The following is a 13848-nucleotide window of genomic DNA, read 5'->3' on the forward strand; positions in this document are numbered from 1 at the left end:
CTCTTAAGTAGTAAACAACAAGCATATAAGGAAAAGATAGAATGGCTAAGGGGCAATCATTGCAAGATCCGTTCTTAAACGCGCTGCGTCGTGAACGTGTTCCGGTTTCGATTTATTTGGTGAATGGTATCAAACTTCAGGGTCAGATCGAGTCGTTTGATCAATTTGTAATTTTATTGAAGAACACGGTTAGCCAGATGGTGTACAAGCACGCTATCTCTACTGTTGTTCCGTCCCGCCCGGTCTCCCATCATAGCAACAATACGGGTGGCGGAAGCAGCAACTATCATCATGGCAGCACCCAGGGGGCTTCTACTCAGCCTCAGCAAGAGAGTGACGACGCAGAGTAATGACTGCGCTTCCATGACGGGGCACCTCTTTAACCAGGTTCCCCGTCCTGGCAGTTCGCCCGAAAGGCTCTTCGCTGACCAGCGAGGCCATATCGCGCAAAAAAACGCCGTCTGCTTCAGCAGGCGCGCATTTAAAATCTGATATTCACGCAGTATGGCCATCCGTGTAGCAGGTTTAACAAGGTTCTGAGAGGTTTTAAGTTTGTTTGACCGTTATGATGCCGGTGAGCAGGCCGTACTGGTACACATCTATTTTTCCCAAGACCGGGATATGGAAGATTTGCAGGAATTCGAAACCCTGGTCTCTTCTGCGGGTGTCGAAGCGCTGCGAGTTATTACCGGTAGCCGAAAAGCGCCCCATCCAAAATATTTCGTCGGTGAAGGAAAGGCTGTAGAGATTGCAGAGGCAGTAAAAGCCAGCGGTGCATCGGTGGTGCTGTTCGATCACGCCCTTAGCCCGGCCCAGGAACGAAACCTGGAAGCCCTTTGTGAATGCCGAGTCATCGACCGGACAGGTCTGATCCTGGATATCTTTGCCCAACGCGCCCGTACCCATGAAGGTAAACTGCAGGTGGAGCTGGCACAGCTGCGCCATCTGGCTACTCGTCTTGTACGGGGCTGGACTCACCTTGAACGCCAGAAAGGCGGTATTGGCCTGCGCGGCCCGGGTGAAACGCAGTTGGAAACAGACCGTCGCTTACTGCGCAATCGTATTACGCTGATTCTCTCGCGTCTTGAGCGCGTGGCGAAACAGCGTGAACAGGGGCGTCAGGCGCGTAACAAGGCTGATGTACCTACCCTTTCACTGGTGGGGTATACCAATGCCGGGAAATCCACGCTGTTTAATCGCCTGACCTCCGCTGAGGTTTATGTCGCTGACCAGCTGTTTGCCACGCTGGACCCGACGCTGCGGCGCGTTGACGTTGAAGATGTCGGCGAAGTGGTGCTGGCGGATACCGTTGGGTTTATTCGTCATCTGCCGCATGATTTAGTGGCGGCATTTAAAGCCACGCTGCAGGAAACGCGTGAAGCGACGCTCTTAATCCACGTGATTGATGCTTCTGACCTGCGTGTTGATGAAAATATTAAAGCTGTTGAAGAGGTGCTGGAAGAGATCGAATCCAATGAGATCCCCACGCTTCAGGTGATGAATAAGATCGACATGCTCGAAGAATTTGTGCCGAGAATCGATCGTGATGAAGAGAATTTGCCGGTCCGCGTCTGGCTTTCCGCCCAGACGGGAGAGGGGATTTCGCTGCTGTTCCAGGCGCTGACCGAGCGGCTGGCGGGCGAAATTGCGCAGTATAATTTGCGTCTGCCGCCAGAAGCAGGGCGGTTACGCAGCCGTTTTTATCAGCTTCAGGCGATAGAAAAAGAGTGGAACGAAGACGATGGTAGCGTAAGTTTACAAATACGCATGCCAATCGTTGACTGGCGTCGACTGTGTAAACAGGAACCGACGCTGGTGGATTACATTGTTTGACTGATTTTGCCTGACACGCGTATCCCGGCCTTGGGATACCACCGCACACACAATTATATGGAGTATAAACATGGCGTGGAATCAGCCCGGGAATAACGGACAGGACCGCGACCCGTGGGGGAGCAGCAATAATCAAGGCGGCAACTCTGGGGGAAATAAGGGAGGGCGCGATAAGGGGCCTCCTGATTTGGATGATATTTTTCGTAAGCTGAGCAAAAAGCTTGGCGGTTTCGGCGGTGGTAAAAACGACAACAGCGGCGGACAATCTGGTCCTAATCGCAGTGGTCGTCTGATTGGTATTGTCGTGGTTGCGGCGGTAGTGATTTGGGCCGGTAGTGGTTTCTACACCATCAAAGAAGCGGAACGCGGTGTGGTAACACGCTTCGGTAAATTCAGTCATCTGGTTGAGCCTGGTCTTAACTGGAAACCGACCTTTATCGATCAGGTCCGTGCGGTGAATGTGGAGGCGGTGCGCGAGCTGTCGGCTTCCGGCACCATGTTGACCTCTGATGAGAACGTTGTACGCGTTGAAATGAACGTGCAGTACCGCGTCACTAACCCTGAGCGCTACCTGTTTGCGGTAACCAGCGCGGATGACAGCTTGCGTCAGGCAACGGACAGCGCGCTGCGTGGCGTTATTGGCCGTTCAACCATGGACCGCATTCTGACCGAAGGCCGTACCGTGGTGCGTAGCGATACCCAGCGCGAGCTGGAAGAGACTATCCGTCCTTACGATATGGGCATCACGCTGCTGGATGTTAACTTCCAGACGGCACGTCCACCGGAAGATGTTAAGGCGTCGTTCGATGATGCCATTGCCGCGCGCGAAAACCGCGAGCAGTCCGTCCGTGAGGCTGAAGCCTATGCCAATGACAAACTGCCACGCGCCCGTGGTGATGCGCAGGGCATTTTAGAAAAAGCCCGCGCCTATAAAGCGCGCGTCACGCTGGAAGCTCAGGGTGAAGTGGACAGCTTTGCCCGCATCCTGCCGGAATATAAGGCCGCGCCGCAGATTACCCGTGAACGTCTCTATATCGAGACCATGGAACGCGTGCTGGGTCATACCCGTAAGATTCTGGTCAATGATAAAGGCAACAGCCTGATGGTGCTGCCACTGGATCAGATCATGCGTGGACAGACTGGCGGAACAACGAGTAATAACCGGGACGGCGGCAGCAGCTTGCTGCGCATGCCACCGGCGAACAGTAACGATCGCGCCACCGGCAGTTCGTCGTTCAGCCCGGACGACATCATGGATCAGCGCCGGGTGAATGCTCAGCGTAACGATACCCAGCGCGAAGGGAGAGAGTAAGCGATGCGTAAGCCATTAATCGTTGTATTGATTGTTGTGCTGGTGGTGCTTTACGCGTCACTGTTTGTGGTGCAGGAAGGCCAGCGCGGTATTGTGATGCGCTTCGGCAAAGTTCTGCGTGATGATGAAAACAAACCGCTGGTCTATGCGCCAGGTCTGCACTTCAAGATCCCATTCCTGGAATCCGTGAAGTCGCTGGATGCCCGTATTCAGACCATGGATAACCAGGCCGACCGCTTCGTCACCAAAGAGAAGAAAGATCTGATCGTCGATTCCTATATCAAATGGCGTATCAGCGACTTTAGCCGTTACTATCTGGCCACGGGTGGCGGCGACGTCTCTCAGGCGGAAGTGCTGCTGAAGCGTAAGTTCAGTGACCGTTTGCGTTCTGAAATCGGTCGCCTGGACGTGAAGGATATCGTTACTGACTCCCGTGGCCGTCTGACTACCGATGTGCGTGATGCGCTGAACACGGGTAGCGCAGGTCAGGATGATGATGTGGCGACGCCTGCGGCAGATGATGCTATCGCGTCAGCGGCGGCACGCGTTGAGCGTGAAACCACCAGCAATGAGCCAGCTATCAATCCAAACAGCATGGCGGCATTGGGTATTCAGGTTGTGGATGTGCGCATCAAGCAGATTAACCTGCCGACCGAAGTCTCCGATGCTATCTATGCCCGTATGCGTGCTGAGCGTGAATCTGTGGCCCGTAGCCAGCGTGCTCAGGGTGCGGAAGAAGCGGCTAAAGTCAGAGCGCAGGCGGACTATGAAGTGGAGCGTACGCTGGCAGAAGCACGTCGCCAGGCGCTGATCACTCAGGGTGAGGGAGATGCCGAAGCGGCCAAACTGTTTGCTGACGCATTCAGCCAGGACCCGGACTTCTACGCCTTCATTCGTAGCCTGCGTGCCTATGAAAACAGCTTCAACAGCAACCAGGATGTGATGGTGCTGAGCCCGGACAGCGATTTCTTCCGCTTTATGAAATCGCCTTCTAACGCCACCCGCTAAGAATCTGTTATAAAGCAAGGGGCCGGATTTTTCCGGCCCCTTTTTTATGCTCATCAGCGGAAAACAGAATGAACCCAACCATTTGGATGGCGCTGGCCTTAGTGCTGGTTTTAGAAGGTCTGGGCCCGGTACTGCTGCCGCGTATCTGGCGACGGATGATATTATCGATGGCGCAGTTACCAGACACCCTGCTGCGCCGTTTTGGCGGTGGGCTGGTGGTAGCCGGCGCGGTGATCTACTACATGATAAGTGTGCACGGCGGCAGCTAAACGCAGGCAAAAAAGTCCGCAATCGTATGCTAAAAGAGCTGAAAGACGGGTTTTACGGTGGTAGAATCCATTTTTAAGCAATCGGTGATTTTGAGAAATGGGTAAGAACGTCGTCGTACTGGGCACCCAATGGGGTGACGAAGGTAAAGGTAAGATTGTTGACCTCCTGACTGAACGTGCAAAATATGTTGTGCGCTATCAGGGCGGCCATAACGCTGGCCATACGCTAGTCATCAACGGTGAGAAAACCGTCCTCCATTTAATTCCATCAGGCATTCTGCGTGAAAACGTGACCAGCATCATCGGCAACGGTGTGGTGCTCTCTCCGGCTGCGCTGATGAAAGAGATGAAAGGTCTGGAAGATCGCGGCTTCCCGGTACGTGAACGTCTGTTTATTTCTGAAGCCTGCCCTTTAATCCTCGAATATCACGTGGCGCTGGACGTGGCGCGTGAGAAAGCGCGTGGTGCGAAAGCGATCGGGACTACCGGTCGGGGTATCGGCCCTGCTTACGAAGATAAAGTGGCCCGCCGTGGCCTGCGCGTAGGCGATCTCTTCAACAAGGAAACCTTCGCCGCAAAACTGAAAGAAGTGATGGAATATCACAACTTCCAGCTGGTGAACTACTACAAAGAAGAAGCGGTTGATTACGACAAAGTGCTGAGCGATGTGCTGGCTATTGCCGACATCCTGACCGGCATGGTGGTTGACGTTTCTGAACTGCTGGATGGCGCACGTCAGCGTGGCGATCTGATCATGTTTGAAGGGGCTCAGGGTACGCTGCTGGATATCGACCATGGTACCTATCCCTACGTGACCTCCTCCAACACTACTGCAGGCGGCGTGGCAACGGGTTCAGGCATTGGTCCACGTTATGTGGATTACGTGCTGGGTATCGTTAAAGCCTACTCAACCCGCGTGGGCGCAGGTCCTTTCCCGACGGAATTATTCGACGAAACGGGTGAATTCCTCTGCGCGCAGGGTAACGAGTTCGGCGCTACCACTGGCCGTCGTCGTCGTACCGGCTGGCTGGATGCCGTTGCCGTGCGTCGTGCGGTGCAGATCAACTCCCTTTCTGGCTTCTGCATGACCAAACTGGACGTGCTGGATGGCCTGAAAGAGGTGAAAATCTGCGTTGCTTACCGTATGCCGGATGGCCGTGAAGTCACCACTACCCCGCTGGCAGCAGAGGGTTGGGAAGGGATTGAGCCGATCTACGAAAGCATGCCGGGCTGGTCTGAAACCACTTTTGGCGTGAAGACGCTGGAAGGCCTGCCTCAGGCCGCGCGTGATTACATTAAGCGTGTAGAAGAGGTGACCGGCGTGCCGGTTGACATCATCTCTACCGGTCCGGATCGTAGCGAAACTATGATCCTGCGCGACCCGTTTGACGCATAATGTTAAAAAAGGCCGGGTCTTGCCCGGCCTTACTCTTCCGTCTGCGCTTCCCGCCTTATTTCTCATTATCAACGCTTGCTTAAATAAAATGGCCTCAAACGCAGAGGCTGGTTTATCATCATTGATAACTCACTCATTTTGAGCGGATTACGGCATCGCTTCTGGCGTCAGCCAGGCTTCTGAGGTTACTGTGCAGCTAACGAGTTTTACCGACTATGGTCTACGTGCGCTGATCTATCTGGCCGCTTTGCCTGCGGGCCAGATGGCCAGTATTACTGAAGTGACAGAAGCTTATGGCGTTTCACGTAATCATATGGTGAAAATCATCAATCAGCTCAGTCGGGCTGGCTATGTTGCGGCGGTACGCGGGAAAAATGGCGGCATCCGCTTAGGTAAACCGGCTGCGGAAATTGTGATTGGCCAGGTAGTGCGCGATATGGAACCGCTGCAGATTGTAAACTGTAGCCCCTGTCATATCAGCCCGGCCTGCCGCCTGAGAAAGGCGCTGCACGATGCGGTACAGAGTTTTCTGGCCGTTTTGGATGGCTACACGCTGGCAGATCTGCTGGAAGATAACCATCCGCTCTACAAATTATTGCTGGTTGAACACCCTTCACTCAGCAGTTGATGACAACGGAGGAACCGCTATGTCAAAAGATCCTTTTAAGGAACGGGAAGCTGAAAAATATGATAATCCCATTCCCAGTCGCGAATTTATTCTGGCTCATCTGGATAAACGCGAAAAACCTGCCAGCCGTGAAGAGCTGGCTGCAGAACTTTCTATCTCCGGCGAAGAGCAGACTGAAGCCTTACGCCGCCGCCTGCGCGCCATGGAGCGTGATGGCCAGCTGGTCTTCACCCGTCGCCAGTGCTACGCGCTGCCAGAGCGCCTCGATCTGCTGCGCGGAAAGGTAATCGGCCACCGCGACGGCTTTGGCTTCCTGCGGATTGAAGGCAGCAAAGACGATCTCTATCTCTCTGCTGAGCAGATGAAAATGTGTATGCATGGCGATGTGATCCTGGCTCAGGCTATGGGCGCAGATCGTAAAGGTCGCCGTGAAGCCCGCGTGGTCAGGGTTCTTGAGCCGCGTAACAACCAGATTGTTGGTCGCTACTTCACCGAAGCGGGCGTGGGCTTTGTTGTGCCAGACGACAGCCGCCTGAGCTTTGATATTCTGCTTCCTGCTGAAGATCTGATGGGCGCGCGGATGGGCTATGTGGTGGTAGTGGAGCTGGTTCAGCGTCCTACCCGCCGCAGCAAGGCCGTGGGTAAAGTCGTGGAGGTGCTTGGTGATAACATGGGCACCAGCATGGCGGTGGAGATGGCGCTGCGTACCCACGATATTCCGCACACCTGGTCTCCGGAACTGGAAAACCAGATCGCTAAACTGAAAGAAGAAGTGCCGGAAGAAGCCAAAGCTGGCCGTGTGGATCTGCGCGATCTGCCGCTGGTCACCATTGATGGTGAAGATGCCCGTGACTTCGATGATGCTGTCTTCTGTGAACGCAAACGCGGCGGTGGCTGGCGTCTCTGGGTAGCTATTGCCGACGTAAGCTATTACGTCCGTCCGGGCACGCCGCTTGATGACGAAGCGGTCAACCGTGGCACCTCGGTGTACTTCCCATCCCAGGTGGTGCCGATGCTGCCTGAAGTGCTCTCAAATGGCCTCTGCTCCCTGAACCCGCAGGTTGATCGCCTCTGTATGGTCTGTGAGATGACCATCTCCGCCACCGGTAAATTAACCGGTTACAAACATTATGAAGCGGTGATGAACTCCTGGGCGCGTCTGACCTACAACAAAGTGTGGAGCATTCTGCAGGGTGATCAGGAGCTGCGTGAGCAATATCAGCCGCTGGTTAAAGACCTGGAAGAGCTGCACCGCATGTATCTGGTACTGGAGAAGTCTCGCGAGCAGCGCGGCGGTATTTCGTTTGAAAGCGATGAGGCCAAATTTGTCTTCAATGCCGAGCGCCGTATTGAGCGAGTTGAACAGGTTTCCCGCAATGACGCGCACAAGCTGATTGAAGAGTGCATGATCCTGGCGAACATCGCCTCTGCCCGTTATGTTGAGAAAAATAACGAGCCGGCCCTGTTCCGTGACCACGATCGCCCAAGCGAAGAGAACATCAAGAGCTTCCGCTCCGTGCTCAACGAGCTGGGACTGACGCTGGGAGGCGGCAACAAACCGCATCCGCTGGACTACGCCGAGCTGCTGAAGCAAATCTCCAGCCGTACCGATGCCGAGATGCTGCAAACAATGCTGCTGCGCTCCATGAAGCAGGCGGTTTATGATCCGGAAAACCGTGGTCACTTCGGCCTTGCGCTGGCTTCTTATGCGCACTTTACTTCGCCTATCCGTCGCTATCCGGATCTGCTGCTGCACCGTGCCATCAAATATCTGCTGGCGAAGGAGAACGGCACGCTGGAAGGGAATACCACACCGACAGGAGGCTTCCATTACGATCTGCCGCAGATGCTGCAGTTAGGTCAGCACTGCTCAATGACCGAACGCCGTGCAGATGAAGCCACCCGTGACGTAGCCGACTGGCTGAAGTGTGACTTTATGCATGACCACGTGGGTGAAACCTTCTCGGGTGTGATCTCAAGCGTTACCGGCTTTGGCTTCTTTGTTCGCTTAACCGATCTGTTTATCGACGGTCTGGTGCATGTCTCCACGCTGGACAATGATTACTATCGCTTCGATGCGGTAGGGCAGCGTCTGATTGGTGAGTCCGGCGGCAAAACCTATCGTCTGGGCGATACGGTAGAAGTGCGCGTGGAAGCGGTGCATATGGACGAGCGCAAAATTGATTTTGCAATGGTCTCAAGCAGCCGTAAACCGCGTGGCGAAGGCAAAACAGAGCGCGACCGGGCCAAAAAAGGCGGTTTCTCTAACAGCGGCAAGCGTCGTGGGGCACCGCGAAAAGGCAATTTTGAGCCAGACAGCGCTTTCCGTGAGCCTAAGGCCAAAGATGAGAGTGCTGAGGCGGGAGCTCAAAAAGAGAAAAAGCCGAGAAAGCCTGCGGAGCGAAACCGTAAAAGCACCTCTGGCAGCCGTTCACGCCGTGCGCCAAAGAAAAAAACGGATAATCCTGTCTGAGCAGCATTACCGCTTAAGGCCTGGCGACACAGAGCGGGCTTGTTGCGCTCTGTAAGCCAGAGAAGCATCAGGGGGCAGAGTGACTTTCTGCCCCCTTTCTACAACGCATGATGGACCCCGTTCCGCACGCGCATAAAGACCAACTGAGTAACCGATCAATGAGTGAAATTGTATTTGGGATCCATGCCGTAAAGGCGCTGCTGGAGAGCGATCCTCAACGTTTTCAGGAAGTGTTTATCCTGAAAGGGCGTGATGATAAGCGTCTGCAGCCGCTGGTAAAAGAGCTGGAAGCGCAGGGCATTGTGGTGCAGATGGCGAATCGCCAGTGGCTGGACAGCCAGGTAGAAGGGGGCGTGCATCAGGGCATCGTGGCCCGCGTGAAGCCTGGTCGTCAGTATCAGGAAAATGACCTGCCGGGCCTGCTGGAAAGTCTGGCCTCGCCGTTCCTGCTGATCCTTGACGGTATTACCGACCCGCACAATCTGGGTGCCTGCCTGCGTAGCGCTGATGCCGCTGGGGTACATGCGGTTATCGTCCCCCGCGATCGTTCTGCCCAACTGAATGCCACGGCGAAAAAAGTTGCCAGCGGCGCGGCAGAAAATGTTCCCCTGATCCGCGTAACGAACCTGGCCAGAACCATGCGTGTTCTGCAGGAAGCGAACGTGTGGATCGTCGGAACGGCTGGCGAAGCCGATCACGATCTCTATCAGAGTAAAATGACCGGCCCGATGGCGCTGGTGATGGGCGCAGAGGGCGAAGGTATGCGCCGTCTGACCCGTGAGCACTGTGATGAGCTGATCAGCATTCCGATGGCGGGTAGCGTCTCTTCGCTGAACGTCTCTGTTGCTACGGGCGTTTGCCTGTTCGAAGCGGTACGCCAGCGCCGTAAATAACAGTTACGGGGCGTGACCTGCGCCCCGAATTCCCTCTCTTTTCCTCGCCACTTCTGCTCTGTCACGCATAATCACGGTGTGTTTGTGTGAATGAAAAGGATGGCGCAATGGAGTGGAAAACCCATACCGTTTTTAATCAACCTCTTCCTCTGGCGAACAGCAATCTGTTTCTCTCCGATACGCCGCTACGCGAGGCCGTACTGCGCGAGGGCGCGGGCTGGGATACCGATCTGCTCACTTCTGTCGGGCAACAATTAGGCAGCGCAGAGTCGCTGGAATTAGGCCGGCTGGCGAACATCTACCCGCCTGAGCTGCTGCGTTTCGACGCCAGGGGCGAACGGCTGGATGAGGTGCGCTTTCATCCCGCCTGGCATCTGCTGATGCAGGGACTGTGCGCCAATCGCGTACATAATCTTCCCTGGCAGGAAAATGCGCCCGCAACGGCCTTTGTGGCCCGTGCAGCCCGTTTTATCGTGCATGGGCAGGTTGAAGCGGGCAGCCTTTGCCCCATCACTATGACCTTCGGTGCCATTCCTCTGTTGCAAAAGCACCTTCCCGCGCCTTTTCAGGCGTGGCTGAAGCCACTGCTTTCGGATCGCTACGATGCGCATTTGCAGGAAGCACCGCTGAAAAAAGGGGTGTTGATCGGCATGGGAATGACTGAGAAGCAGGGCGGTACGGATCTGCTGAGTAATACCACCAGAGCTGAACCAGCCGCTTCCCGTGGCAATGGCGAGTGCTACCACCTTACCGGGCACAAATGGTTCTTTTCAGTACCTCAAAGTGATGCTCACCTGGTGCTGGCACAGGCGAAAGGCGGTTTATCCTGCTTTTTCATGCCGCGCCTGCTGCCTGGCGGCGAAAGAAATGCGGTGCATATTGAACGACTGAAAGAGAAGCTGGGTAACCGCTCCAATGCCAGCAGCGAGGTGGAGTTTTTTAATGCCAGCGGCTGGCTGATTGGCGAAGAGGGGGAAGGCGTCCGTCAGATCCTGAAAATGGGCGGCTATACCCGCTTCGATTGCGCGCTGGGCAGCCACGCGATGATGCGGCGGGCCTTTTCGGTCGCACTTTATCATGTGCATCAGCGCCAGGTGCTGGGCAAAAAACTTGTGGAACAGCCGCTTATGCGGCAGGTTTTATGTTCTCAGGCTTTGATGCTGGAAGGGCAGACCGCCATGCTGATGCGCCTTGCCCGCGCCTGGTCTCTTGCTCAGAGTGAGCAAGAGAAAGTCTTCAGCCGCCTGTTTACTCCCGTAGCCAAGTATGTGGTCTGCAAACAAGGCAGCGTCTTTGTTGCCGAGTCGATGGAGGTGCTGGGCGGCATCGGCTATTGCGAAGAGAGTGAGCTGCCGCGCCTCTATCGTGAGATGCCGGTAAACAGCATCTGGGAAGGCTCTGGAAATGTTATGTGCCTGGATGTGCTGCGGGTAGTGGCCAGACAGCCGGGCGTAACAGAGATGCTCTGTGCGGAATTTGACGCGGTGAAAGGGCAGAATCGTCATTACGACAGCCTGTGGCGTCAGACAAAGCTCTGGCTGCGTAAGCCGCAGGAGGCACAGGCCAGAAGCCTGTGTGAAGCGCTGTTTGCTCTTGCCTGCGGTGCGCAGGTGATGACCCATCTGGAACCGGGGCTGGCGGACGCATGGTGCCGCCAGATGCTCGATGCCAGAGGCCACACCCCGGTGCCGGAAAGTGTAGCCGCGCGCCTGCTACTGCGCGCCACCGGTGGTTGAAGGGCCGTAAAGAATCGCGCTGGCGTACCAGAGGCCCGGCATCACGGTTTCGCTGATCATCTGAATGTAGTAGTAGCTTGCGCCAGCCTGGTTGGCCTTAGCCGCTATCGCCCGTTCCGCATCGTCTGGCGAGCCCCGTTCATTAACAGTGATGGAGCCAAGTTTGGTGAGAGTCAGGCTTTGCGCGCGATTGACCTCCTGGGCCTGTGACGTTGGCGGCGGCGGAGATTCAGGTTTCGTTTTAAACTGGCTACAGCCAGCGGTCAGCAAAACAAACAGTAAGATGGCTACTCGGCTCATGGCGGTTCTCCAGTGGGATAGCTAAAAAGTGTAAACTATCCCACCGAATTTAGCCTTTAAGCGTAAATACGCTGACCAGATCCGTCAGATGATGACCTTTGCGACTCAGCTCCTGCGCCGTTGTCTCGGAGGTGGAAACCAGCTCGGTGTTCTGGTGCGTGGCCTGGCCAATCTGGTTCATGGCAATGTTCACCTGTCCGATGCCAGCCGACTGCTCTTTCGAGGCGACGTTGATTTCACTCATCAGCACTTTAACCTGCCCGATGCGCCCCACAATATCCTCCATTGCCTGACGCGTTTGCTCGGAGAGAGCGTGACCCTGAACCACTTTGCTCAGCGAGTTTTCGATTAATCCGTCAATCTCTTTTGCCGCCTGCGCACTGCGTTGCGCCAGCGCCCGGACTTCTGCTGCTACCACGGCAAAACCTTTACCGTGTTCGCCTGCGCGTGCGGCTTCAACGGCTGCGTTAAGCGCCAGAATATTGGTCTGGAAAGCGATAGACTCAATCACATGCGTGATGTCAGCAATGCTCTGCGAGGCGCTCTTGATATCGGTCATGGTTACCACCGAGCGCGACACGGTCTCGCCGCCGTTGGTTACCGCTGAGGCGGCTTCATCGACCAGAGTCAGAGCCTGAGAGACGTTGGCCGCGTTCTGTGCCACCGTCGCGCTAAGCTGCTCCATGCTGGCTGAGGTTTCTTCCACGCTGCTGGCCTGACGGGAGATCTGTTCGCTGATATTCTCGCTACTCAGCGCGATAGCATCGGTGCCGGTGCTGATCTCCTGTGCGGCTTCACGCACCTGAGCGACAATCTGCTCCAGTCCGTCACCAATCCCGTTGATGGCGATAATTAACTGGCCTACTTCGTCATGACGACGGGTATCCAGCGTGGCCAGCAGGTTGCCAGCGGCATAATGCCGGGCCAGCTCAATCACTTCCTGCAGTGGCTTGCTGATCCAGTTGCGCGTGGTGATAACAAAGCCCAGGGCGAATACCAGCACCAGCGCGGCGCCAATCATCAGGAACAGATCGCGGGTGCGCTCAATCGGCGCCAGCAGGCTGGATTTGTCCACCTCGCCCAGAATGACCCAGTTCCACTCAGGCAACCGATGCCAGGTCATGATTTGCGTCGAACCATCTTCATCAGGCGCTTCCACCATACCGCCCGGCGTGCTCAGCAACTGCTGCTGTAATGCTTCTGACCAGCGCGGCGTTTTCCCTTCTTCTGAAGGGTGGAAAACAAACTTACCGTGGTTTTTGCCTTCAGCGTTATCCAGCACCACAAAATGCCCGGTTGCACCCAGCTTCTTACTCAGCACTTTTTGCCGGATTTCGGCATACTGTTTACTGATATCCACGCCAACAAACAGAATGCCGATGACCTTACCGCTGTCGTCTTTCACCGGCTGATACTGCGTGATATAGCGCTTGCCGAAGAGCATGCTTACGCCCTGATAAATTTCTCCCTTCTGGACGCGTTGCCAGGCGGGACTGGCGTGATCCAGACGGGTGCCGATGGCACGCTCCCCATCCTCTTTACGTAGCGAGGTGGAAATGCGCATAAAGTCGTCGCCCGTACGCACGAAAATCGTGGAAATTGCGCCCGTGCGCTGCTGGAAGTCATCCACCAGAACCTGATCCAGGTTCAGGGTTTTCAGGCCCGCGCGCAGGGTTGGCGTCTGTTCAGCGCCAATGGCAATCTGCTGCGTTTCATCCAGCGTAAAGCGTTTGGGTAAAAAACTCTGGAAGAGAGCCGTATAATTGGCCACTTCTTCGCTAAGCGTACTGTTGAACATGGCCGCCATATCGCCGATACCGCCGACCTGGTTATCCATATTTTCCTGGGTTAATGTTTGCAGTTGCTTAGCGGCATTGTGCGTTAAGGCTAACGTCAGGATCAGTAAAAGCAGGGCGACACTGAGCGAGGTGATCACCGAGAGCTTTACGCCCAGGCTCCAGCGCCGAAATGAGAATTTATTCATGGGTGACCTGTTAATT

The 13848-nt window shown here is 55.4% G+C and carries 12 protein-coding genes; 10 read left to right on the forward strand and 2 right to left on the reverse strand.

The window, feature by feature from the left end:
- Positions 1 to 41 precede the first annotated feature (41 nt).
- The 10 genes from hfq (at position 42) to SD961_RS01025 (ending at position 11548) form a co-directional block, all read left to right on the forward strand.
- A complete protein-coding gene (gene hfq / locus SD961_RS00980) occupies positions 42 to 350 on the forward strand; it encodes an RNA chaperone Hfq (RefSeq protein ID WP_306208402.1) in 309 nt (102 codons plus the stop codon).
- A 202-nt stretch (positions 351 to 552) separates the two neighbouring features.
- Positions 553 to 1833, forward strand: a complete 1281-nt coding sequence (gene hflX, locus SD961_RS00985) for a ribosome rescue GTPase HflX (protein WP_318788553.1) — start codon at positions 553 to 555, stop codon at positions 1831 to 1833.
- A 70-nt stretch (positions 1834 to 1903) separates the two neighbouring features.
- The gene (gene hflK, locus SD961_RS00990) at positions 1904 to 3145 is read left to right on the forward strand and encodes an FtsH protease activity modulator HflK (protein ID WP_318788554.1); all 1242 of its coding nucleotides are present in this window, start codon (positions 1904 to 1906) and stop codon (positions 3143 to 3145) included.
- Between the two features lie 3 nt (positions 3146 to 3148).
- Positions 3149 to 4153, forward strand: coding sequence for a protease modulator HflC (hflC, locus tag SD961_RS00995; protein WP_318788555.1), 1005 nt, complete (start codon positions 3149 to 3151; stop codon positions 4151 to 4153).
- Between the two features lie 68 nt (positions 4154 to 4221).
- The gene (locus SD961_RS01000) at positions 4222 to 4422 is read left to right on the forward strand and encodes a DUF2065 domain-containing protein (RefSeq protein WP_318788556.1); all 201 of its coding nucleotides are present in this window, start codon (positions 4222 to 4224) and stop codon (positions 4420 to 4422) included.
- 97 nt (positions 4423 to 4519) lie between these two features.
- Positions 4520 to 5818 (forward strand): adenylosuccinate synthase, encoded by a 1299-nt coding sequence (locus tag SD961_RS01005; RefSeq protein ID WP_318788557.1) that lies wholly within the window; start codon positions 4520 to 4522, stop codon positions 5816 to 5818.
- Positions 5819 to 6008: 190 nt separating this feature from the next.
- Complete coding sequence (gene nsrR / locus SD961_RS01010; protein ID WP_318788558.1) at positions 6009 to 6446, forward strand: nitric oxide-sensing transcriptional repressor NsrR; 438 nt, start codon at positions 6009 to 6011, stop codon at positions 6444 to 6446.
- 19 nt (positions 6447 to 6465) lie between these two features.
- Entirely contained in the window at positions 6466 to 8919 is a 2454-nt protein-coding gene (gene rnr / locus SD961_RS01015; RefSeq protein WP_318788559.1) for a ribonuclease R, read from the forward strand.
- Between the two features lie 158 nt (positions 8920 to 9077).
- Positions 9078 to 9812 (forward strand): 23S rRNA (guanosine(2251)-2'-O)-methyltransferase RlmB, encoded by a 735-nt coding sequence (gene rlmB, locus SD961_RS01020; protein ID WP_318788560.1) that lies wholly within the window; start codon positions 9078 to 9080, stop codon positions 9810 to 9812.
- Positions 9813 to 9919: 107 nt separating this feature from the next.
- Positions 9920 to 11548 (forward strand): isovaleryl-CoA dehydrogenase, encoded by a 1629-nt coding sequence (locus SD961_RS01025; RefSeq protein ID WP_318788561.1) that lies wholly within the window; start codon positions 9920 to 9922, stop codon positions 11546 to 11548.
- Here SD961_RS01025 and bsmA read toward each other — a convergent pair.
- A complete protein-coding gene (gene bsmA, locus SD961_RS01030) occupies positions 11525 to 11848 on the reverse strand; it encodes a biofilm peroxide resistance protein BsmA (RefSeq protein ID WP_318788562.1) in 324 nt (107 codons plus the stop codon). The genes SD961_RS01025 and bsmA overlap by 24 nt on opposite strands.
- A gap of 49 nt (positions 11849 to 11897) precedes the next feature.
- Positions 11898 to 13832 (reverse strand): methyl-accepting chemotaxis protein, encoded by a 1935-nt coding sequence (locus SD961_RS01035; protein ID WP_318788563.1) that lies wholly within the window; start codon positions 13830 to 13832, stop codon positions 11898 to 11900.
- Positions 13833 to 13848 lie beyond the last annotated feature (16 nt).

This window comes from Erwinia sp. MMLR14_017 (genome assembly GCF_033657285.1).
In the GTDB taxonomy this organism is placed as follows: Bacteria; Pseudomonadota; Gammaproteobacteria; order Enterobacterales; family Enterobacteriaceae; genus Erwinia.